The organism is Mycobacterium sp. ABE4_509, from assembly GCF_056160785.1.
Window position 1 is genome coordinate 1 of sequence record NZ_JBSWXU010000088.1, and the last position, 22,008, is coordinate 22,008.

At 69.4% G+C, this 22,008-nt stretch carries 22 protein-coding genes; 15 read left to right on the top strand and 7 right to left on the bottom strand.

Going from position 1 to position 22,008, the window contains the following annotated elements; all coding sequences use genetic code 11:
* The 9 genes from ACXAID_RS18030 to ACXAID_RS18070 all read left to right on the top strand — a co-directional run.
* Positions 1-336 (top strand): molybdopterin dinucleotide binding domain-containing protein (locus ACXAID_RS18030; RefSeq protein WP_475023581.1); only part of this gene is annotated, 336 nt, incomplete at its 5' end.
* On the top strand, positions 333-1,595 hold the full coding sequence (nuoH, locus tag ACXAID_RS18035) for an NADH-quinone oxidoreductase subunit NuoH (RefSeq protein WP_475023582.1): 1,263 nt from the start codon (positions 333-335) through the stop codon (positions 1,593-1,595). The genes ACXAID_RS18030 and nuoH, both read left to right, overlap by 4 nt.
* A complete protein-coding gene (nuoI, locus tag ACXAID_RS18040) occupies positions 1,588-2,136 on the top strand; it encodes an NADH-quinone oxidoreductase subunit NuoI (protein ID WP_475023583.1) in 549 nt (182 codons plus the stop codon). The genes nuoH and nuoI overlap by 8 nt, the downstream gene beginning before the upstream one ends.
* Positions 2,129-2,863, top strand: coding sequence for an NADH-quinone oxidoreductase subunit J (locus tag ACXAID_RS18045; protein ID WP_475023585.1), 735 nt, complete (start codon positions 2,129-2,131; stop codon positions 2,861-2,863). The genes nuoI and ACXAID_RS18045 overlap by 8 nt, the downstream gene beginning before the upstream one ends.
* Entirely contained in the window at positions 2,860-3,159 is a 300-nt protein-coding gene (gene nuoK / locus ACXAID_RS18050) for an NADH-quinone oxidoreductase subunit NuoK (protein WP_475023586.1), read from the top strand. The genes ACXAID_RS18045 and nuoK overlap by 4 nt, the downstream gene beginning before the upstream one ends.
* 39 nt (positions 3,160-3,198) lie before the next feature.
* Entirely contained in the window at positions 3,199-5,079 is a 1,881-nt protein-coding gene (gene nuoL / locus ACXAID_RS18055) for an NADH-quinone oxidoreductase subunit L (protein WP_475023587.1), read from the top strand.
* Entirely contained in the window at positions 5,073-6,656 is a 1,584-nt protein-coding gene (locus tag ACXAID_RS18060; protein WP_475023588.1) for an NADH-quinone oxidoreductase subunit M, read from the top strand. Before nuoL ends, ACXAID_RS18060 begins: the two co-directional genes overlap by 7 nt.
* Positions 6,653-8,239 (top strand): NADH-quinone oxidoreductase subunit NuoN, encoded by a 1,587-nt coding sequence (gene nuoN, locus ACXAID_RS18065; protein WP_475023589.1) that lies wholly within the window; start codon positions 6,653-6,655, stop codon positions 8,237-8,239. Before ACXAID_RS18060 ends, nuoN begins: the two co-directional genes overlap by 4 nt.
* A 28-nt stretch (positions 8,240-8,267) precedes the next feature.
* Entirely contained in the window at positions 8,268-9,056 is a 789-nt protein-coding gene (locus tag ACXAID_RS18070) for an enoyl-CoA hydratase (protein ID WP_475023590.1), read from the top strand.
* Positions 9,057-9,065: 9 nt separating this feature from the next.
* On the opposite strand, the gene ACXAID_RS18075 is transcribed toward ACXAID_RS18070, so the two are convergent.
* Positions 9,066-9,668, bottom strand: coding sequence for a TetR/AcrR family transcriptional regulator C-terminal ligand-binding domain-containing protein (locus ACXAID_RS18075; protein ID WP_475023591.1), 603 nt, complete (start codon positions 9,666-9,668; stop codon positions 9,066-9,068).
* 43 nt (positions 9,669-9,711) lie between these two features.
* Here ACXAID_RS18075 and ACXAID_RS18080 point away from each other — a divergent pair, with 43 nt between their 5' ends.
* Both ACXAID_RS18080 and ACXAID_RS18085 read left to right on the top strand, forming a co-directional pair.
* Positions 9,712-10,848, top strand: a complete 1,137-nt coding sequence (locus tag ACXAID_RS18080) for a phosphotransferase family protein (protein WP_475023592.1) — start codon at positions 9,712-9,714, stop codon at positions 10,846-10,848.
* Complete coding sequence (locus ACXAID_RS18085; RefSeq protein ID WP_475023593.1) at positions 10,848-11,978, top strand: Rv3169 family protein; 1,131 nt, start codon at positions 10,848-10,850, stop codon at positions 11,976-11,978. Before ACXAID_RS18080 ends, ACXAID_RS18085 begins: the two co-directional genes overlap by 1 nt.
* Positions 11,979-12,027: 49 nt before the next feature.
* On the opposite strand, the gene ACXAID_RS18090 is transcribed toward ACXAID_RS18085, so the two are convergent.
* Positions 12,028-13,563: a flavin-containing monooxygenase gene (locus tag ACXAID_RS18090; RefSeq protein WP_475023594.1), complete on the bottom strand. Its 1,536-nt coding sequence runs from the start codon at positions 13,561-13,563 to the stop codon at positions 12,028-12,030.
* A 101-nt stretch (positions 13,564-13,664) separates the two neighbouring features.
* Between ACXAID_RS18090 and ACXAID_RS18095 the strand changes: the two genes are divergently transcribed.
* The gene (locus tag ACXAID_RS18095) at positions 13,665-15,035 is read left to right on the top strand and encodes a flavin monoamine oxidase family protein (protein WP_475023595.1); all 1,371 of its coding nucleotides are present in this window, start codon (positions 13,665-13,667) and stop codon (positions 15,033-15,035) included.
* On the opposite strand, the gene ACXAID_RS18100 is transcribed toward ACXAID_RS18095, so the two are convergent.
* Complete coding sequence (locus ACXAID_RS18100) at positions 15,007-15,972, bottom strand: alpha/beta fold hydrolase (RefSeq protein ID WP_475023596.1); 966 nt, start codon at positions 15,970-15,972, stop codon at positions 15,007-15,009. The two genes, ACXAID_RS18095 and ACXAID_RS18100, sit on opposite strands and share 29 nt — an antisense overlap.
* A gap of 98 nt (positions 15,973-16,070) precedes the next feature.
* On the opposite strand from ACXAID_RS18100, the gene ACXAID_RS18105 reads away from it, so the two are divergent.
* The gene (locus ACXAID_RS18105) at positions 16,071-17,045 is read left to right on the top strand and encodes an NADPH:quinone oxidoreductase family protein (protein WP_475023597.1); all 975 of its coding nucleotides are present in this window, start codon (positions 16,071-16,073) and stop codon (positions 17,043-17,045) included.
* Positions 17,046-17,061: 16 nt separating this feature from the next.
* On the opposite strand, the gene ACXAID_RS18110 is transcribed toward ACXAID_RS18105, so the two are convergent.
* Positions 17,062-17,844 (bottom strand): glucose 1-dehydrogenase, encoded by a 783-nt coding sequence (locus ACXAID_RS18110; RefSeq protein WP_475023598.1) that lies wholly within the window; start codon positions 17,842-17,844, stop codon positions 17,062-17,064.
* 91 nt (positions 17,845-17,935) lie between these two features.
* The gene (locus tag ACXAID_RS18115; protein ID WP_475023599.1) at positions 17,936-18,835 is read right to left on the bottom strand and encodes an alpha/beta fold hydrolase; all 900 of its coding nucleotides are present in this window, start codon (positions 18,833-18,835) and stop codon (positions 17,936-17,938) included.
* Between the two features lie 71 nt (positions 18,836-18,906).
* Here ACXAID_RS18115 and ACXAID_RS18120 point away from each other — a divergent pair, with 71 nt between their 5' ends.
* The gene (locus tag ACXAID_RS18120; protein WP_475023600.1) at positions 18,907-19,704 is read left to right on the top strand and encodes an SDR family NAD(P)-dependent oxidoreductase; all 798 of its coding nucleotides are present in this window, start codon (positions 18,907-18,909) and stop codon (positions 19,702-19,704) included.
* On the opposite strand, the gene ACXAID_RS18125 is transcribed toward ACXAID_RS18120, so the two are convergent.
* Together ACXAID_RS18125 and ACXAID_RS18130 are read right to left on the bottom strand one after the other, a co-directional pair.
* Complete coding sequence (locus ACXAID_RS18125) at positions 19,705-20,058, bottom strand: Fe-S protein (RefSeq protein ID WP_475023601.1); 354 nt, start codon at positions 20,056-20,058, stop codon at positions 19,705-19,707.
* A gap of 58 nt (positions 20,059-20,116) precedes the next feature.
* Positions 20,117-20,737, bottom strand: a complete 621-nt coding sequence (locus tag ACXAID_RS18130) for a TetR/AcrR family transcriptional regulator (protein ID WP_475023603.1) — start codon at positions 20,735-20,737, stop codon at positions 20,117-20,119.
* Between the two features lie 56 nt (positions 20,738-20,793).
* Here ACXAID_RS18130 and ACXAID_RS18135 point away from each other — a divergent pair.
* Positions 20,794-22,008, top strand: a 1,215-nt coding sequence (locus ACXAID_RS18135; protein WP_475023605.1) for an oxygenase MpaB family protein, incomplete at its 3' end; no start/stop codon positions are given.

A 22,008-nucleotide genomic window follows, 5' to 3' on the forward strand; every position in this document is an offset into this window, starting at 1 on the left:
GCACCGGCCCGGCCCTCGGCCGGGCAGGCGGTGCTGGCCGGGTGGCGCACGCTGCTCGACGCCGGCCGCCTCCAGGACGGTGAACCCAACCTGGCCGGCACGGCCCGGGCACCGGTCGCGCGGCTGTCGCCGGGCACGGCGGCCGAAATCGGGGCCGAGGACGGCGATCCGGTTGCCGTGCGCACCGAACACGGTGCCGTCACGCTGCCGCTGGAGGTCACCGACATGGACGACCGGGTGATCTGGCTGCCGCTGAACTCCCCGGGCTGCGCGGTGTATCCGGAGCTGGGCGTGACCCCGGGTTCGCTCGTGTCGATCGGGCGGGGGCAGCCGTGACCTATCCCGATGCGACCTATCCCGATCCGACGCTGTTCGGCCACGACCCGTGGTGGCTCATCCTGGCCAAGGCGCTGGGAGTCTTCGCGTTCCTGGTGCTGACGGTGCTGTCGGCGATCCTGATCGAACGCAAGATCCTCGGCCGCATGCAGCTGCGGTTCGGCCCCAACCGCGTCGGGCCGCACGGGCTGCTGCAGTCGCTGGCCGACGGGATCAAGCTGGCCCTCAAGGAGGGGCTGGTGCCGGCCGGCGTGGACCGGTGGATCTACCTGGCCGCTCCGGTGATCGCGGTGATCCCGGCCTTCATGGCGTTCGCGGTGATCCCGCTGGGCGGCGAGGTCGCGGTGTTCGGTCACCGCACCGCGCTGCAGCTGACCGATCTTCCGGTTGCGGTGCTCTACATCCTGGCCGTCACCTCGATCGGGGTGTACGGAATCGTGCTGGCGGGCTGGGCATCCGGGTCGGTCTATCCGCTGCTCGGTGGGTTGCGCTCGTCGGCGCAGGTCGTGTCCTATGAGATCGCGATGGCGCTGTCGTTCGCCGCGGTGTTCATCTATTCGGGCACTATGTCGACCTCGGGCATCGTGGCGGCCCAGGACAACATCTGGTTCATCTTCCTGCTGCTGCCGTCGTTCCTGGTGTATCTGACCTCGATGGTCGGCGAGACCAACCGTGCACCGTTCGACCTGCCCGAGGCCGAGGGCGAACTGGTCGGCGGTTTCCACACCGAGTACTCGTCGCTGAAGTTCGCGATGTTCATGCTCGCCGAGTACGTCAACATGACGACGGTTTCGGCGCTGGCCACCACGCTGTTCCTCGGCGGCTGGCACGCGCCGTGGCCGATCAGCATCATCGACGGGGCCAACTCCGGATGGTGGCCGCTGCTGTGGTTCACCGCGAAGGTGTGGCTGTTCCTGTTCATCTTCATGTGGCTGCGCGCCACACTGCCCAGGCTGCGCTACGACCAGTTCATGGCCCTGGGCTGGAAGGTCCTGATTCCGGTGTCGCTGGCCTGGGTGATGGTCGTGGCCGTCATCCACACCGTCTTCGACGAGCGCTACCGGAACCCGGTGACCGCGCTCGTCGGGGTGGCAGCCGTCGTGGTGCTGGTGCTGGGACTGGCCGCACGCCGGACGGGGCGGGCGCAGCGCTCCCCCGGGAAAGCGCCGGCCCCGGCGCCACCAGCCGCCGAGGCCGGAGCTTTCCCCGTGCCGCCGCTGCCCGCCGACGACAAGACCAGGGAGCAATCACATGCCTAGACTTCTCGACGCGCTGGCCGGGTTCGCGGTCACGTTCGGATCGATGTTCAAGAAGCCGCTCACCGAGGAATACCCGGAGAAACCCGGCCCGGTGGCCAAGCGGTATCACGGCCGCCACCAACTGAACCGCTACGCCGACGGGCTGGAGAAGTGCATCGGGTGCGAACTGTGCGCCTGGGCGTGCCCGGCGGACGCGATATTCGTCGAGGGCGCCGACAACACCGAGGAAGAACGGTATTCGCCCGGTGAGCGCTACGGGCGGGTGTACCAGATCAACTACCTGCGCTGCATCGGATGCGGGCTGTGCATCGAGGCGTGCCCGACCAGGGCCCTGACGATGACCAACGACTACGAGATGGCCGACGACAACCGGTCCGATCTGATCTACGGCAAGGACAAGCTGCTGGCGCCGCTGGAGCCGGGCATGCAGCAACCGCCGCACCCGATGGCACCGGGGTGCACCGACGACGACTACTACCTCGGCAACGTGACGCCGGCGAAGAGCGAAGACAGCACGCCGGCGAGGAGCACCCATGGCTGAGGCGGTCGCGTTCTGGGTGCTGGCGGCGGTGGCGGTCGTCGGCGCGCTCGGGGTGGTCGCGGCACCGAAAGCGGTCTACTCGGCGATCTCCCTGGCGACCACGATGATCGCGCTGGCCGTACTCTACGTCGCGCAGGACGCCCCCTTCCTGGGGGTGGTTCAGGTGGTGGTCTACACCGGCGCGGTGATGATGCTGTTCCTGTTCGTGCTGATGCTGATCGGGGTGGATTCCTCGGAGTCCCTGGTCGAAACCCTTCGCGGACAACGCGTCGCGGCCATCTGCATCGGCCTGGGCTTCGGGGTGCTGCTCATCGCCGGGATCGGCAACGTCGCCGTGGCCGGGTTCGTCGGCCTCGACGCCGCCAACCAGAACGGCAACGTCGAAGGCCTGGCGGCGCTGATCTTCACTCAGTATCTCTGGGCCTTCGAACTGACCGGGGCACTGCTGATCACCGCGACCCTCGGGGCGATGCTACTCACCCATCGTGAGCGGTTGGGCCGCCGCAAGACCCAGCGCGAGCTGGCCGTCGAACGTTTCGCCCCGGGCAGCTATCCGACGACGCTGCCCAACCCGGGCGTGTACGCCCGCCACAACGCCGTCGACGTGCCGGCCCGGCTGCCCGACGGCTCGGGTTCGCAGCTGTCGGTCAGCGCCATCCTGCAGCTGCGCTCGATGCCCGGCAGCGATGACCGACGCTCCGATGGCGGCGATGGGGGTGCGCAGTGAACCCGGACAACTACCTGTACCTGTCGGCGCTGCTGTTCACCATCGGCGCCGCGGGGGTCCTGCTGCGCCGCAACGCGATCGTCATGTTCATGTGCGTCGAACTCATGCTCAACGCCGCCAACCTCGCATTCGTGGCGTTCTCCCGGATGCACGGCCACCTCGACGGCCAGGTGGTGGCCTTCTTCACGATGGTGGTCGCCGCGTGCGAGGTCGTCATCGGGCTGGCGATCATCATGACCATCTTCCGGACCCGGCGTTCCGCCAACGTCGACGCCGCGAATCTGCTGAAGCACTGATGAGCGCTTGCGCGAAGAACAGAGGGCACTGAGGCGCCGATGACGATACCTGTGTGGTTGTTGATCGCACTGCCGCTGGGCGGTGCGGCGGTGCTGTTGCTGGCCGGACGCCGGTCCAACCGATGGGGTCACCTGCTCGGCACGGCCGCCTCGATCGCCGCATTCGCCTGCGCCGCAGTTCTGTTCGCCGACATGCTGGGTCGCGGGGCCGACCAGCGCGCGGTGCACGAGACCCTGTTCAGCTGGGTGCCGGTCGGCGGACTGCAGGTCGACTTCGGGCTGCAACTCGACCAGCTCTCGATGTGCTTCGCACTGCTCATCACCGGCGTCGGCTCGCTGATCCACGTCTACTCGATCGGCTACATGGCCGAGGACCCGGAACGCCGAAAGTTTTTCGGCTACCTCAACCTGTTCCTGGCCGCGATGCTGCTGCTGGTGCTCGCCGACAACTACCTCGGCCTCTACCTGGGCTGGGAGGGCGTCGGCCTGGCCTCGTATCTGCTGATCGGGTTCTGGTCGCACAAGCCGTCGGCGGCCACGGCGGCCAAGAAGGCGTTCGTCGTCAACCGGGTCGGCGACGTCGGGCTGGCGGTGGCGCTGATGCTGATGTTCGCCGCGGTGGGATCGGTGTCGTTCGCCGCGGTGTTCGACGGCGCACCGCAACTGGGCGAGGGCATGCTGACGCTGATCGGGCTGATGCTGCTGCTGGCCGCCTGCGGCAAGTCCGCGCAGGTTCCGCTGCAGTCCTGGCTCGGGGACGCCATGGAAGGCCCGACGCCGGTGTCGGCGCTGATCCACGCGGCCACCATGGTCACCGCCGGGGTGTATCTGATCGTGCGCTCGGGACCGGTGTTCGACCTTGCCCCGCTCGCGCAGACCGCGGTCGTGGTCGTCGGTGCGGTCACCCTGTTGTTCGGCGCGGTGATCGGCTGCGCCAAGGACGACATCAAGAAGGCGCTCGCAGCCTCGACGATGAGCCAGATCGGGTACATGGTGCTGGCGGCGGGGCTCGGTCCGGCCGGCTACGCGTTCGCGATCATGCATCTGCTCACCCACGGGTTCTTCAAGGCCGGATTGTTCCTGGGCGCCGGGTCGGTGATGCACGCGATGGACGACGAGGTGGACATGCGTCGCTTCGGCGGTCTGCGCACCGCCCTGCCGGTGACGTTCGTGACGTTCGGGCTGGGATATCTGGCGATCATCGGCATTCCGCCGCTGGCGGGCTTCTTCTCCAAGGACGGCATCATCGAGGCTGCCCTCGGCGCCGGGGGGGTCAAGGGTGTGGTGCTGGGCGGCGCGGCCATCCTGGGTGCGGGGATCACCGCGTTCTACATGACCCGGGTGATGTTGATGACCTTCTTCGGCGAGAAGCGCTGGGCCGACGACGCGCACCCGCACGAGGCACCCGCGGTGATGACCTGGCCGATGATCCTGCTGGCCGTGGGGTCGGTGACCGCGGGCGGCGCGCTGGCGATCGGGGGCACCCTGGAGCACTGGCTCGAACCGGTGGTCGGCAGCCATGAGATCCACCACGTGTTGCCGGTCTGGGTGGTCACGGTGATCGTGCTGTCGGTGGTCGCGGTCGGCATCGTGATCGCCTACCGGATGTACGGGACCAGGCCGGTGCCCGAGCAGCCACCGGCCGGGTCGGCGCTGACCGTGGCCGCGCGCCGGGACCTCTACGGTGACGCGTTCAACGAGAAGGTGTTGATGAGGCCCGGCCGGGTGTTCACCGAGGAGCTGGTGGAGATCGACGACGAGGTGGTCGACGGCGTCGCCGCCGGCCTTGCGGGCGGGGTGTCGCGGATCTCGGGTGCGCTGAAGAACACCCAGACCGGGTTCGCCCGGTCCTACGCGCTGTCGATGCTGGCCGGCGCCACGCTGGTGGTGGCGATGATCCTGGCGGTGAACCTGTGGTGAATTCGATTCCGTGGTTGACGCTGCTGTGGGCCGTGCCGATGGTGGGCGCGGTGGTGGTGATGCTGCTGCCGGCCGCCGGGCGGGGGCTCGTCAAGTGGGTGGCGTTGACGGTGTCACTGGCGGTGCTGGTGCTGGCCGCGGTGATCGCCGTCGGCTTCGATCCAGGCGGTGAGCAGTTCCAGTTCGTCGAATCCCACCGGTGGATACCGTCTTTCGGGACGGGTTACATCCTCGGCGTCGACGGCATCGCGCTGGCGCTGGTGGTGCTCACCGCGGTGCTGATGCCGATCCTGATCGTCGCCGGCTGGAACGACGCCCGCGACGAACTCAGCTGGGGCGGCAGGTCGGTGCACGTGTACTTCGCGTTGACGCTGGCCGTCGAGGGCATGGTGCTGATCTCGCTGGTGTCGCTGGACATCCTGCTGTTCTACGTGTTCTTCGAGGCCATGCTGATCCCGATGTACTTCCTGATCGGCGGCTTCGGCGGCGAGCAACGCAGCAGGGCGGCGGTGAAGTTCCTGCTGTACAACCTGTTCGGCGGGTTGATCATGCTGGCCGCTGTGGTCGGGCTGTACGTCACGACCGCGGGCAGCGAGGCGTTCAGCGGCGGCACCTTCGACTTCCGGGCCATCGTGGCGGCGGTGGCCGCCGGTGACTTCGCCGTCAACCCGATGGTGATGCACCTGCTGTTCGGCGGCTTCATGTTCGCCTTCGCGGTCAAAGCCCCGTTGTGGCCGCTGCACCGCTGGCTGCCCGATTCCGCGGTCCAGGCCACCCCGGCCAGTGCGGTGCTGATGATGGCCATCATGGACAAGGTCGGCACGTTCGGGATGATCCGCTACTGCCTGCCGCTCTTCGGTGACTCGGCGGCCTTCTTCGCCCCCGCCATCGTCACCCTCTCGGTGATCGGCATCCTCTACGGCGCGGTCGTCGCGATCGGCCAGAGCGACGTCATGCGCCTGATCGCCTACACCTCGATCTCGCACTTCGGGTTCATCATCCTGGGCATCTTCGTGATGACCAGCCAGGGGCAGGCCGGCTCGACGCTGTACATGGTCAACCACGGCATCTCCACGGCCGCCCTGTTCCTGATCGCCGGTTTCCTGGTGTCGCGGCGGGGATCTCGCCTGATCAGCACCTACGGGGGCGTGCAGAAGGTGGCTCCGGTGCTGGCCGGGACATTCCTGGTGGCCGGGCTGGCGACGTTGTCACTGCCCGGGTTGGCCCCGTTCATCAGCGAATTCCTGGTGCTGATCGGCACATTCACGCGCTACCCGCTGTTCGGGGTGCTGGCCGCGACCGCGCTGGTGTTGTCGGCGGTCTACATCCTGTGGATGTACCAGCGGATGATGACCGGGCCGCTACCCCGCGATCTGGCCGACGGAGAATCGCCGTTCCGGGACCTGATCCCCCGTGAGATCGTCGTGGTGGCCCCGCTGATCGCACTGCTGCTGGTGCTCGGGGTGTATCCGAAGCCCGCGCTGGACGTCATCGACCCCGCGGTGTCGTACACGCTGACCACCATCGACCAAACCGATCCGAGTCCACGCATCGCGGAAGGGGGCTTCACCCGATGAACGCACCATCCATCGAATACGGTCTGCTCTCCCCGATGCTGATCGTGCTGGGCGCCGCCGTGCTCGGTGTGCTGATCGAGGCGTTCGCTCCGCGCCGGCACCGCTACGGCGCGCAGATCACCGTCAGCCTGGCGGCGTTGGTCGCGGCGTTCGTCGCGGTCGTCGTGCTGGCCCGCGGTCTGGGTGCAGGAAACGGCTCCACCGCAGTATTGGGCGCGGTGGCCGTGGACCGGCCCGCGTTGTTCCTGCAGGGCACCATCGCGTTGATCGGAGTGCTCGGGGTGCTGCTGATCGGTGAGCGCCGCATCCGGGCCCCCGGTGGCGGATCCGCCTCGGGCGAGGGCGAACCGGATTCCGGCGGGCTGGACGCGTTCACCCCGCAGGCCTCGGTGGTCGCGGGCGGCGTCGCGGAGAAGGAGGCCACCCGCGCGGGTCTGGTGCAGACCGAGGTGTTCCCGCTGACGTTGTTCGCGGTCGGCGGGATGATGCTGTTCGGCGCCGCCAACGACCTGCTGACGATGTTCGTCGCCCTCGAGGTGTTGTCGCTGCCGCTGTACCTGCTGTGCGGGCTGGCCCGCCGCCGCCGGCTGCTGTCCCAGGAAGCCGCCATGAAGTACTTCCTGCTCGGCGCGTTCTCCTCGGCGTTCTTCCTCTACGGCGCGGCAATGCTGTACGGCTATGCGGGCACGCTGCGCCTCGGCGGGATCGCCGACGCGGTGTCGGCAGGGTCGGGCAGGCCCGCACTGGCGCTGCTCGGGGCGGCGCTGGTCCTGGTCGGGGTGCTGTTCAAAGTCGGTGCCGTTCCGTTTCATTCGTGGATCCCGGACGTCTATCAGGGCGCGCCCACCCCCATCACGGCGTTCATGGCCGCGGCGACGAAGATCGCCGCGTTCGGCGCGTTGTTGCGGGTGTTCTATGTGGCGCTGCCCGAACTGCGCGACGACTGGCAGCCGGTGCTGTGGGCGGTGGCGATCCTGACGATGCTCGTCGGCACCATCACGGCGGTCACCCAGACCGATGTGAAGCGGATCCTGGCCTACTCGGCGGTGGCCCACAGCGGCTTCATCCTCACCGGCGTCATCGCGGGAAGCTCGGCCGGGCTGTCGTCGACGCTGTTCTACCTGTTCGCCTACGGCTTCTCCACCGTGGGAGCGTTCGCGGTGGTCGCTCTCGTGCGCGACGAGACCGGCGAGGAGGACACCGCCATCTCGCGCTGGGCCGGACTCGGCAAGCGCTATCCGGTTGTGGGCATGGTGTTCTCACTGTTTCTGCTCGCTTTCGCGGGCATTCCGCTGACCAGCGGGTTCGTCAGCAAGTTCGCGGTGTTCAAGGCGGCCGGCGAAAGCGGCGCGATCGCGCTGGTGGTCGTCGGCGTGATTGCCAGCGCCATCGCGGCGTACTTCTATGTGCGGGTGATCGTGTTGATGTTCTTCACCGAACGCCCCGCCGACGCCCCGGCTGTGGTGGTGCCCAGCGTGCTCACCGGCGGCGTCATCGCCGTCACCGCGGCCGTCACGTTCGCGCTGGGCGCGCTGCCCCAACCCCTGCTGGACCTGGCCAACGCCGCCGGCAGATTCCTCTGAACCGGATCGTCTGATACCAATTCCAAACATGACCGACGAGCAGATCGTCCGCACCGCACAGCACGGCGCCGTGCGCGTCATCACGCTGAACCGTCCCCAAGCCCGCAATGCGCTGAACCGCGACCTGATTCGGGCCGCGTATTCCGCGCTCACCGCCGCCGACGAAGACGAATCGGTGTCGGCGGTCGTGTTGACCGGCACCGATCCCGCGTTCTGCGCCGGCGTCGACCTCAAGGAGGCCGCCCGCGACGGGATGTCCTACTTCGCCGAGTTCCGGTCGCACAGCTGCATCGCCGCGGTGGCCGACATGCGGAGCCCGATCATCGGGGCGGTCAACGGGGCCACCTTCACCGGCGGTCTCGAAATGGCGCTGGGGTGCGACTTTCTCATCGCATCGGAGCGCGCCGTGTTCGCCGACACCCACGCCCGGGTGGGAATCCTGCCCGGCGGCGGGATGACCGCGCGGCTGCCGCAGCTGGTGGGGGCCGCGATGGCCCGGCGGCTGTCGATGACCGGCGAGGTGGTCGATGCCGCCCGCGCCGAGCGGATCGGGTTGGTCACCGAGGTGGTGGCGCATGACGATCTGCTGCGACGCGCGGTTGTATTGGCCGGCCAGGTCGCCGACGTGCCGCGCCCGACGATCCGCAGCCTCAAGCAGATCTACACCACCGGTGCGGCCGCGGTGACCGACCCGGCGCTGGCCGCCGAGGAGGCCATCGCCTTCACCCAGCACCGCGACTCCGGCGATTTCGCGGGTCTGGGCGACAGGTTCAGCGCGGTCACCCAGCGCAACAAGGACCAGTTACGGCCGGAGTGATGGCGGGTGTCAGGTCAGCACGCCGTGCAGCAGGATCGAGGTGGTGTCGTCCACCCACGACGGCGCGCAGAGCGCGTCGGGGGTCTGTAGCACGGCCAGCAGTGTGGCCCCGCCGATCAGGTCCACCAGCCGGTCGGGGTCGATCTCGCGCCGCACCTCACCGCGGTCGACGGCGTCGTGCAGCCGGATGCGCACCGCGGCGAACATGTCGTTGAACCGGGCGCTGACCCGTCCGCTCAGTGCGGCATCGGCCGACATGTCGGTGATCAGGCCGGGTAGCGCGGCGCGCACCACCGGGCTGGTGAACACCTCCCTGGCGGCTTCGATCATGGCGCGCAGGTCTGCGGCGATGTCGCCGGGCGGCGCCTGGATCGCCGTCGGCGCCGACGGGAACGCGGCTTCGTGGACCAGCTCCGCCTTGCTGGACCACCGCCGGTACAGCGCGGTCTTGGTGGTGCCGGCCCGCTCGGCCACCCGGGCCATGGTGACGCTCGCGTAGCCGATTTCGACAAGTAGATCCGCGGTGGCGCGCAGTATGGCAGCGTCGATACGCGGGTCGCGGGGCCGACCCGCGCCCGGGGACTTGTCAGCCGACAACGGGTCTGCTTTCATATCGCTACCCCCGGTATCGTAACTGTGGCGGAAGGACCGGTCTGTGCCCAGCGAACCAGCTGTCGAGGATGTCGGGCGGCTTCAGCGGTCCAGTCGTGACATGACGAATGTGCCTGCGGCTCTGTCGCAGTGGCTGTCGCAGGTACTGCCGGCCACCACTCTGGAGATCACCGTGGAAAGCGGCGTCGACTCCAACGGCATGTCATCGGAGACCATTTTACTGTCCGGGCGCTGGCAGCAGGGCGGAAGCCCGGTCGAGCAGCGCTGGGTCGCCCGGGTCGCACCGGCCGAAGCCGACATCCCGGTTTTCGACCACTACCGCCTCGACCACCAGCACGAGGTGATGCGGTTGGTGGCCGAACTGACCGACGTCGCGGTGCCCCCGGTGCGGTGGCTCGAACCCTCCGGCGACGTGCTGGGCCGGCCGTTCTTCCTGATGGACCGCATCGACGGCGACGTGCCCCCCGACGTGATGCCCTACACTTTCGGCGACAACTGGCTCTATGACGCATCACCCGAACAGCAGCGCCGGCTGCAGGACAGCACCGTCGAAGTGCTGGCCAAACTCCACTCGATTCCCAACGCGCAGCGCGTGTTCGGCTTCCTGCAGGATCAGGATCCACCCGGCGAGACGGCGCTGCACCGCCACTTCGGATGGCTGAAGGACTGGTATGCGTTCAGCGTCCCCGACATCGGCCGCTCACCGCTGATCGAGCGGGCCCTGAGCTGGCTGGACGACCACTTCCCCGCCGACGTCGCCGCCCGCGAACCCGTCCTGGTGTGGGGTGATTCCCGGATCGGCAACGTGATGTACCGCGATTTCACCCCGGTCGCGGTGCTCGACTGGGAGATGGCCACCGTCGGCCCCCGCGAGTTCGACGTCGCGTGGATCAGCTATGCACACATGGTTTTTCAGGAGCTGACCGGCCTGGCCGGGCTGCCCGGAATGCCCGACTTCCTGCGCGAGGACGATGTGCGGGCCACCTACCGGGACCTTACCGGCGTCGAGGTCGGCGACCTGGACTGGTTCTACGTCTACTCCGGGGTGGTGTGGGCCTGTGTGTTCATGCGCACCGGAGCGCGCCGGGTGCACTTCGGGGAGATCGAGCGGCCCGACGACGTCGAGTCGCTGTTCTACCACGCACCACTGCTGAAGCGAATGATCGGAGAGGCGTCCTGATGTTGGGACCGATGGACGAGTACCCGGTACACCAGATCCCCCAGCCCATCGCGTGGCCGGGGTCCTCGGACCGCAACTTCTACGATCGGTCCTACTTCAACGCCCACGACCGCACCGGCGACATCTTCGTCATCACCGGCATCGGCTACTGCCCCAACCTCGGCGTCAAGGACGCCTACCTGCTGGTCTCCCGCCGCGGCGGCGGAAGCGGGCACACCCAGACCGCGGTGCACCTGTCCGACGCGATCGACCAGGATCGACTGCACCAGCACGTCGGCAACTACCGCGTCGAGGTGCTCGAGCCGCTGCGCAAGATCCGCATCGTGCTCGACGAGACCGACGGTGTCGCCGCCGATCTCACCTGGGACGGCTTGTTCGACGTGGTCCAGGAACAGCCGCACATCATGCGCCGCGGCAACCGGATCACCCTGGATGCGCAACGCTTCGCCCAGGTCGGCACCTGGAGCGGTCAGCTCAGCATCGACGGTCAGGACATCGCGGTCGACCCGGCACGCTGGATCGGCAGCCGTGACCGGTCGTGGGGCATCCGGCCGATAGGCGAACCGGAGCCGGCCGGTCGCCCCGAGGATCCGCCGTTCGAGGGGATGTGGTGGCTCTACGTTCCGATGGCGTTCGACGACTTCGGCATCGTGCTGATCATCCAGGAAGACCCGAGCGGGTTCCGCTCGCTGAACGACTGCACCCGGATCTGGAAGGACGGCCGCGTCGAACAACTCGGCTGGCCGCGGGTGACGGTGCGCTACCGGTCGGGCACCCGGATTCCGACCGGCGCGACGATCGACGCGACGGATGCGACCGGCGCGGCGCTGCGATTCGACGTCGAGTCCAAACTCGCGGCGCCGCTGCACGTCGGCGGCGGGTACGGGGGTGACTCCGACTGGCTGCACGGGATGTGGCGCGGTGAGAACTTCACCGAACGACTCACCTACGACATGACCGATCCCGCCGTCGTCGGCCGGGCCGGCTTCGGGATGATCGACCACGTCGGGCGGGCGGTCTGCCGTGACGCCGACGGCACCGAGCGCGAGGGCTGGGGCCTGTTCGAGCACGGCGCGCTCGGCCGGCACGACCCGTCCGGCTTCGCCGACTGGCTCTCGGTCGCCCCCTAGCGCCGGCAGGATTGCTGCCGAAACGGCATTCCGGCAGCGAAAGTTCGAGTCAGGCGCTGCTGGAATGCAATGTCGGCGCCCCGGGATCCGACCGGGTGTCGGACCCGGTATCGGGCACCGGCGCCCGGCCGAACACCATCGACTCCTCGATCCGGTCGAAGCGGTGGTCGATGGCGTCGAGCACGTAGTTGTGCCGCACGTTCCACGGCCGGTGGGTGCCCGATTTGGGCAGCACGTGCGCAGCCCGCTTCACATAGCCGGCGTTGATGTTCCAGGCCGGCTTCTCCTCCATCGAGGTGTTCCCCAGATGCGGGTAGGCGTGGGTGTAGCCGTGGGATTCCATGTAGGCCAGCATCTTGGCGACCGCGCGGGCGGTCAGGTCGGCGCGCAGCGTCCACGAGGCGTTGATGTAGCCGACGCACCACGCCAGGTTGGGGACGTCCTCGAGCAGATGCTCCTTGTAGACGAACCGGTCCGCCGGCTTGACCTCGGCGCCGTCCACGCGCAGCGCCACCCCGCCGAGGGCCTGTAGCTGCAGCCCGGTCGCGGTGACGACGACGTCGGCGTCGATCCGGTCACCGGACTTCAGCACCGCCCCGCCGGCGTCGAAATGGTCGACCTGGTCGGTCACCACGTCGGCGCGGCGCTGGGCGATCGCATCGTAGAAGTCGCCCGAAAGGATCAGACACAGCCGCTGGTCCCACGGGTCGTAGGTCGGCTTGAAGTGGGTGTCGACGGGATAGCCCTCGGGCAGGTAGTGCTTGGCGACCGCGCGGATCGCCCGCCGGCTGAACCGTGGCGCCTTCTGCGCGATGGCGTAGACCGCGACGATGAACGCCACGTTGTACAGCCAGGCCAGGCGATAGCCCAGCTTGCGCGGCGGTATCCGGCGCAGCAGGTTGACGATCGGGTTGACCCGCTGACCGGACAGCAGGTAGGTCGGCGAGCGCTGCAGCATCGTGACGTGGCCGGCCTTGCGGGTCAGCGACGGGATGAGGCTGATCGCGGTGGCGCCGCTGCCGATCACCATGACCCTCTTGCCGGTGTAGTCCAGGTCCTCGGGCCAGTGCTGCGGATGGACCACCGGGCCGGCGAAGTCCTCGATGCCCGGGAAGTCCGGGCGGAAGGGATGGTCGTAGTCGTAGTAGCCGGTGGCGAAGAACAGGAACCGGGCCCGGTAGCTGCGGGCGGCGCCGCCGGTTTCGGTCTGCACCGTCCAGGTGTCGGTGCCCGAATCCCAGTCCGCCGACAGGACCCGGGTGTCGAAGCGGATGTGGCGGTCGATGCCGTGCTTGCGGGCCGTGTCGATCAGGTATTCCTTGATGTCGGCGCCGTCGGCGACGTTCTCCGGGCGCCGCCACGGTTCCCAGGGGAACGACAGCGTGAAGATGTCGCTGTCGGAGCGGATGCCCGGATAGCGGTGCAGGTCCCAGGTGCCGCCGATGGCCGACCGTCGTTCCAGGATCGTGTAGCTGTACTGCGGATTGCGCTCCTGAATGCGGTACGCAGCGCCGATGCCGGAGATGCCCGCACCGATGATCAGGACGTCGGAATAGTCCTCCGTCGCTGGACTCTGTTCCTGCACCCGCAACCTCCTCTGGTCCTGCCACGTACCACGATAGCGATTTCGGCGTGGTTATCAGCGCTATGCGCCGATAAGCACGCCGAATCCGCGAGGATGGCCGGGTGGATGTTGTGGTTGTGGGAGCGGGCTTCGCCGGGCTGTCCGCCGCCCGGGAGCTGACCCGGCTCGGGCACGACGTCGTCGTCCTGGAGGGCCGCGACCGGGTGGGCGGGCGCTCGTACACCGCGACGCTGGCCGGTGCGCGGGTGGATCTGGGCGCGACGTTCGTGGGGCCGACCCAGGACGCGGTGCTGGCGCTGGCCGATGAGCTGGGCTGCGAATCGACGCCGACCTACGGGCACGGCAAGAACCTCATCCGCTGGCGCGGGCGGGTGCGCTCCTACCGCAGCACCATCCCGCGGCTGTCGATCCTCGAACTGCTCGACGTGTCCCGCATCCAGTGGCGGTTCGACCGGATCAGCCGGCGGGTGCCGGTCGACGAGCCGTGGGCGTCGCCGATCGCCGCGCAACTCGACGCGATGTCGCTGGACCGGTGGTTGCGATCGGTGCACGCCGGGGCCTCGACGCGGGACCTGATGGCGATCATGGCCAGGGTGACCTGGGGCGCCGAACCCGGTGCGGTCTCGATGCTGCACGCCGTCCGCTACGTCAAGGCCGCCGGCGGTCTGGACCGGATGCTCGACGTCGAGGGCGGCGCCCAACAGGACCGGTTCGCCGGCGGCACCCAGCAGATCGCCATCCGGATGGCCGAGGCGCTCGGGGAACGGGTGTTGCTCGACGCGCCGGTGCACCGCATCGACCGCCATGCCGACGGCACCGTGACGGTGACTTCCGGGCGCGGCGAGTTCGCCGCGGGTGCGGTCGTCGTCGCCGTGGCGCCCGAACACCGCGGCGCGATCGAGTTCGACCCACCGCTGCCGGCCGAACACGGCGCACTGCTACGCAATTGGCCGCAGGGCAATCTGAGCAAGGCCTACGCCGCCTACGACACACCGTTCTGGCGGGCCGACGGTTGCTCCGGCGAGGCGCTCTCCGACGAGGGCCCGGTGTTCATCACCTTCGACGTCAGCCCCGACGATGCGCCCGACGGCGGGTCCGGGCCCGGGATCCTGCTGGGATTCACCGACGCCCGCACCTTCGACCCGCTGCCCCCGGCCAGGCGGCGCGAGGTCGCGCTGTCCGGCTTCGCCGCACTGTTCGGCCCGGCCGCCCACCGGCCCACCGACTACCTGGACCACCGCTGGAGCGCCGAGGAGTTCGCCCCCGGTGGGCCGACGGCAGCCGTACCGCCGGGTGCGTGGACCGCGCACGGGCCCTGGCTGCGCCGGCCCTGTGACGGCATCTTCTGGGCAGGCACCGAGACCGCCGACGCGTGGACCGGATTCCTGGACGGGGCGGTGCGCTCCGGGCTGCGGGCTGCCGCCGAGGTGCATTCGCGTTCGGTCAGGAGCTCGCGCGACGCTCCCGGTTGATCGAATCGATCAGCCAGCGCAGTTGCTGGTTGACGTCGGCGGGTTGTTCCAGGATCGCGCAGTGGCCCCCGTCGAGTTCGACGAACCGGGCCAGGTTGGGCACCGTCGCGGCGATCCGCCGCGACGACACCATCGGCAGCAGCCGGTCCTGGGTGCTGCCGATGACCAGGGTCGGCACCGTCAGGTTCTTCATCCCGATGTGCTGTGGGCCGAGGTGTTCGACCAGCACCCGCGCCCAGCCGCCGCGTCCGGCCGGCGGGGTGGCGTTGAACAGCTCGAAGACGAACTGCGCGACCGACGGGTCGGCATCACGCCCGACCGCCATCGTCGAGACGAACCGCCGGCTGGGACGGTCCGCGACACGCACCAGCGGCGCCGCGCCGAACGTCTTGAGCAGCGTGCCCGCCGCGCGCACCCGGGCGTCGGAGAACTGCGCGGGCACCGGCAGGAAGTTGACGTTGCGCAGCAGATCGCCGGTGGTGGTGTTGATCAGGGCGGCCGCGTCGGCGAGCCCGGAAACGCGGTCCGGGTGCCGCTCGGCCCATGAGGTGATCGCGATGCCACCCATCGAATGTCCGGCCAGCACGGCCCGCTCCCCCGGGGCCAGCGTGGCCGCCAGCACCGCGTCCAGGTCTGCGGCCAGATGGTCGAGGCTGTACCCGCCGCGGCGCGGCGGCACCCCGCTGCGGCCGTGCCCGCGATGGTCGTAGGCGATGACCCGGTAGTGCTCGGCCAGCTCGGCGATCTGATGGGCCCACACCCGGATCGCGCAGGTGATGCCGTGCGCGAGGACGATCGGGTAGCCGTCGTCGGGGCCGAAGACCTCGGTGTGCAGCCGCACCCCGTCGGACGAGCGCACCTCGACGACCCGCCCCTGGGGCAGCGCCTGGGCCGGGGCGAATCCCGCGCCGCGGGTTCGGTTGCTGCCTCGTGCCATCCGCATGCTCCTCGGTCCCAGCGACGTTGCCGTGCCGCCGACTGTACCGGTGGGGCGCCGCCGACGACCTCAAGTCGCGACGGCGTTAAATGGTGGCCATGCGTGCGATACAGATTGCCCGGCTCGACGGCCCGTCGGCCGCCGAGCTCGTCGAGATCGAGGAACCCACCGGCACCGACGAGGAGGTGGTCGTCGATGTGCACGCCGCGGGGGTGGCCTATCCGGACGCCCTGCAGTCGCGCGGTCTCTACCAGTACAAGCCGGAGATGCCCTACATCCCGGGAGCCGAGATCGCCGGCGTGGTGCGCAGCGCACCGGAGGCCGCGCACGTGCGGGCCGGCGACCGGGTCGCCGGTCTGACGATGCTGTGCGGGGCGATGGCCGAGGTGGTGTCGCTGCCTCCGGAGCGGTTGTTCCGGCTGCCCGATGCGGTCTCCTTCGAGGCGGGGGCCGGCATCCTGTTCAACGACCTGACGGTGCACTTCGCGCTGCGCACCCGGGGTCGGCTGAGCAACAGCGACACGGTGCTCGTGCACGGGGCCGCCGGCGGGATCGGGACCTCGACGCTGCGGCTGGCGCCGGCCCTCGGGGCGGCCCGCACGATCGCGGTGGTGAGCGACGAGGACAAGGCCGAGGTGGCTCGGGCGGCCGGCGCCTCCGATGTGGTGCTGGCCGACGGGTTCAAGGATGCGGTGAAGGAGCTGACCGAAGGGCGGGGCGTCGACATCGTCGTCGACCCGGTCGGCGGGGACCGGTTCACCGACTCGCTGCGGTCGCTGGCGCCCGGTGGGCGCCTGCTCGTGGTCGGGTTCACCGGCGGTGAGATTCCGACGGTGAAGGTGAACCGGCTGCTGCTCAACAACGTCGACGTGGTCGGAGTGGGTTGGGGGGCCTGGACGATGCGCCATCCGGGCTATCTGCAGCAGCAGTGGGCCGAGCTGTTGCCGCTGCTGGCCTCGGAGGCGGTCAGCGCTCCCGACCCGATGGTGTTCGGCCTCGAACGCGCCGGGGAGGCCATCGCGTCGCTGGAGGACCGCACGGCACGGGGCAAGGTCGTCGTCTCGCTGCGGTGACGTCCGGCGGGTCCGGTCAGCTGATCCAGTCCGGCTGGGCGGCGACGTCGACGGCCGAGAAGTCCTTGTGCGGCAGCCCGGCGATGGTGCCGCCGTCGACCACGAACTCCGACCCCGTCGAGTAGCTCGAGTCGTCGCTGGCCAGGTACACCACCAGGTTGCTGACCTCTTTGGGTTGGGCGATGCGGCCCAGCGCGCTGGGGAAGATGTCCTCGGGGACCCAGTCGGCCATCGGGGTCTTGACCAGGCCGGGGTGGATCGAGTTGACCCGGATTCCGAACGGACCGAGCTCCAGGGCAACGGATTTGGTGAGCCCGCGGACGGCGAACTTGGTGGCGGTGTAGCCGTGACAGCCGATGGTGCCGGCCATGCCCTCGATCGAGGAGATGTTGATGATCGAGCCGCGCCCGGCTGCCTTCATGGTCGGGGTGACGGCGCGGATGCCGAGGAAGACGCCGGTCAGGTTGATGTCGAGGATGCGCTGCCACTCCGAGAGCGGGTAGTCCTCCACGGTGCCGATGTTGAGGATTCCGGCGTTGTTGACCAGCACGTCCACCCCGCCGAACTCGGCGACGGCGATGTCGACGGCCCGGCTCCAATCGTCGGGGCTGGTGACGTCGAGGTGGACGTAGCGGGCGGCGTCGCCGAGTTCCTTGGCGACCAGTTCACCCTCGGCGTCGAGGATGTCGGCACACACCACGCGCGCGCCGTGGGCGACCATCTCGCGGGCGTGCGAGGCTCCCATGCCCCGGGCAGCTCCGCTGACGAGTGCGACCTTGCCGGCCAGCCGTGTGCCCATGGGTGCTCCTGTCGGATCGACGAATCGTGACCGGCGCGATCGCGGGACGGGTGCCCCGGTGTGGCCTCCGCCACACCATACATATTGCGGACTACTGGGTGGTCAGGTTCGGGTCGTCGTCGTGCCGGACGAGGAAATCCAGGACCGCGTCGGCGAACAGGTCGTTGCGGTCACCGGCGACCATGTGGCCGGCGCCTTCGACATCGACGAACTCGACCTGCGGAAACCGGTCCAGGAACTCGGTGGCTTTCGGGCGGCTGACCAGGTCGCTGGCCTGGCCGCGGACCAGCAGCATCGGCACCGCGTCGGCGAGGATCGCTGCGACGGCGGTGTGCAGGCGTTCGGTGTCGGTCACCTCCAGCGGCGGGTGCGCGGCGGTCCCGTCGATGAACTGGGGATCCCAGTGCCAGTACCAGCGATCCCCGCGGCGGCGCAGATTGTTGCGCAGCCCGTCGAGGTCGGCGGGGCGCGGACGGTGCGGGTTGAACGCGGCGATCATGTCGGCGACCTCGTCGAGTGAGCCGAAGCCGTCGACCATCCGGTCGGCCATGAACGCGTGGATCCGTTCGGCTCCCGAGGGGTCCATGTCCGGGACGATGTCGACCAGCACGACGGCCGAGGCGATGCCCCGGCACAGCTCACCGGCCAGCAGCATGGAGGTCAGCCCGCCCAGCGAGGCGCCGACGAGCACCGGCCGCGCGGGCAGCCGCGCCAGGATCTCGCGCACGTCGGCGGCGAAGCTGGTCACCCGGTAGTCGCCGTCGGCGGCCCAGCCCGATTCACCGTGGCCGCGCATGTCGACGGTGACGGCCTGCCAGCCGCGCTCGGCGACGGCCGCGGCGGCTCGCCCCCAGGAGCGTCGGGTCTGTCCCCCACCGTGCAGGAACACCACCGCCCGGGCGTCCGGATCCCCATGCCGGTCGGCGGCGATCACCACGCCCCCGTGCCCGTCGGCGAGGAACCGCTGCGCTGTCGGGGGCCCTGAGGTCATCTTCGGATGGTAGAAGGGCCCCGCTGGTAGAAAGACCGCGCCCCGGCGGACCGGTGGGCCATACTGCGACGGTGAACGGTCTTGCGGGTAAGGGCATTCTGGTGACCGGCGCGGCCTCGGGTATCGGTGCGGCGACCGTGGCGCGACTGTCGGGTGAGGGCGCGGTCGTCGTCGGTGTCGATCAGGCGGTCGATACGCCGCCGGAGCTCTTGGCCGCGGGCAGCTACCTGCGCGGCGACGTGCTCGACGCCGCCGTGGTGCGGACGGCGGTCGACGCGGTGGTCGCGGCGGCCGGCCGGCTCGACGGGGTGGTGCACTCCGCCGGCGTGGGTGGCGGCGGACCGGTGCATCTGCTGCCCGACGACGAATGGGACCGCGTCGTCGACGTCAACCTCAAGGGCACGTTCGTGGTGATGCGCGCCGCGCTGGCGCAGATGATGACCCAGCCGCGGGTGGACGGTGAGCGTGGCTCGGTGGTGACGCTATCGAGCATCGAGGGCCTGGAGGGAACCGCGGGCGGCAGCGCCTACAACGCGTCCAAGGGAGGGGTGGTGTTGCTGACCAAGAACGCGGCGATCGACTACGGCCCCAGTGGAATACGGGTCAATGCCATCTGTCCGGGGTTCATCGAGACCCCGCTGTTCGAATCGGTGATGGGCATCCCGGGCATGGAGGGTCCGCGCGACGGGCTGCGGCACGAGCACAAGCTGCGCCGGTTCGGCAGGCCGGGCGAGGTCGCCGCGGTGGCGGCGTTCCTGCTGTCAGCCGAGGCGAGCTTCGTCAGCGGTCAGGCCATCGCCGTGGACGGTGGCTACACGGCGGGGCGTGACCATCAGGTCACCGAGCTGATGGGGCTCGGCGAGCAGTAGTCACCACAGCACGGCGATGGCCGCCGCGGCGAAGGACAACACGCCGACCCCGACGAACATCGGGCGCGGAACGGGTGATTCGGTGCGTTTCTGACGGGCCAGGCCCATCCCCAGCAGGCCGCCGATGATCACCAGCAGGACGAGTTTGACGACGATCTTCGGGTAGTTCAACTCGATTCCGGCCGGCCAGGGGGCCGCGAGCGCCACCCCGGTGAGCAGCGAGGCCAGCAGGCCGTAGTTCATCACCGGGGTGAGGCGGAATCGGCCGGCGGCCGCCTCGGCGACCCACGCTCCGAAGGTCACCGCGAATCCGACGATGTGCAGCAGGACAACTACAGCCCGTAGTACCTCCATGGGGCGAGACTACAACAGCACAATGCCCCCGCAGGCCGGAACGCACACCCCGCCACTCTCACGGCGGGGTCAGCGCGACGGCGAGCATCCGTGCCGTGAGCGCCACCATGGCGTCGCGATCGGAGTCGGCCGGACGCAGCAGCGCGATGCGCAGGCAGGCACTGGAGGTGACGCCCATCGTCAGGAACACCAGGTCGGCCAGCTGCTCCGGGGTGAGATCCGGACGCGTCCTGCTGGGGATGGCGCTGCCCAGCGGCAGCAGGCTGCGCTCGATCTCCTCCATCGCGGTGTGGTTCAGGTAGGCCGGCAGATCGAAAGATGAGGAGGTGAGTGCGGCCTGCAGGATCGGAGCATGCTTCTCGTACGCCGTGGTCAGCGTGTCCACCACGACCAGCGCGGCCGCCTGCGGGTCGAGATCCACCGCTCTGCCGACCCCGGCGACGAGTTCGAACGAGATGTCGCGGGTGGCCTCGTCGACCAGTTCGGCCAGCATCGCCGCGCGGTCCGGAAAGTAGCGGTAGACAGTGCCGATGCTGACGTGCGCAGCGTCGGCGATGGCCTGGGTGGTCACCGCCCCGGCCCCGCGAGCCGCGATCAGCTTGAGCGCGGTGTCGAGCAGCCTTCGCCGCTGCTCGCGCGCCCGCTGCTGTTGTGGCCGCGCCCGCCGCTGGGTGGACACCTGACCTCCGTGAAAGGTGAGTAGTAAGTGAGGGCTTCTCATGTTTGCATAGCGGTATGACCCGTGCGAGCAATCCGGCACCGGCGTCGGTGCCCAATGCCGACGTCGCCGTCCGCCGATACGGTCAGCACGGCCGACGATGGGTGCGCGGGGTGAACGAAGCCGACCCGCCGGCCGACGCGGTCGTCGCCGACTTCGCGACGCTGCCGGCCGGCGCCGGGATGGCGATGTTCCGGGCCGCGGCCGCAGGCGGAATCGAGACGGTGGCCGACGCACCGGAATCGCTGCGCGCGTTGTTCGCCGAGGTCGACACCGAACCCGCCTGGCTCGAGCATGACCGCCTGGACCGGGCCGCCGGCCACCTGGTGCGACACATGGGCCCGTACGGGATCGTGCTCGCCGCGGCGTCGTTGACCTCCGGGGCGATGAACTCCACCGCGGGGATGCCGTTGTTGATGACCGGCCGCTACGCCAGCCAGGCCGCGGTGCGATCCCTGGAGGTGGGCTCCTGGCTGGAAACCATCCTGACCCCGGGCGGGTTGCGCCGCGACGGGGCCGGTTTCGCCACCACCCTGCGGGTCCGACTGATCCACGCGTTCGTCCGCCGCCACCTGTGGAACAGCGGCGAATGGGACGAAACCGCCTGGGGCGCCCCGATCTCGCAGAGCTACATGGCCTTCACCATCACCGAGTTCGGGCACATCGCCCTGGCCGCGATGCACAAGCTCGGGGTTCGCTACACGCGGCGCGAACTCGACGACATCTACCACCTGTGGCGCTACGTCGGACTGCTCAACGGCGTGCACCCGGAGCTCAACCCGGCCGGCGAATCCGACCACATCCGCATCGAGAAGCTCTACGCGCTGACCGCCACCGACCCCGACGAGGGCGACCGGGACTTCGTCCGCGCCCTGACCGACGACTACCTGGCCGTCGAGATCGCCGAGTTGCTGCCGCTGGGCGGCTACCCGAAGCACGCCTATGCGGTGAAGCTGGTCAACGGGTTGACCCGGGCCTTTCTCGGTGACCGGGCGGCCACCAAGCTCGGCGTCCCCGACACCGCGCTCAAGCACCTGCCTGCGGTGCTGAGCCCGGCGCTGGGTGGTGTCAACCACCTGCTGGGCGCGATCCCCGGATACACCTGGCTGCGCACCCGCCGCGCGCTGGCCGGTCACGCCGAGTTGATGAGCGCCCAGCGCGCCCGCTACGGCATGACCCACGATCTGGTCGACGCCGCCCCGCCGGCCGGCGCACCGCACCCGGCCACCGCC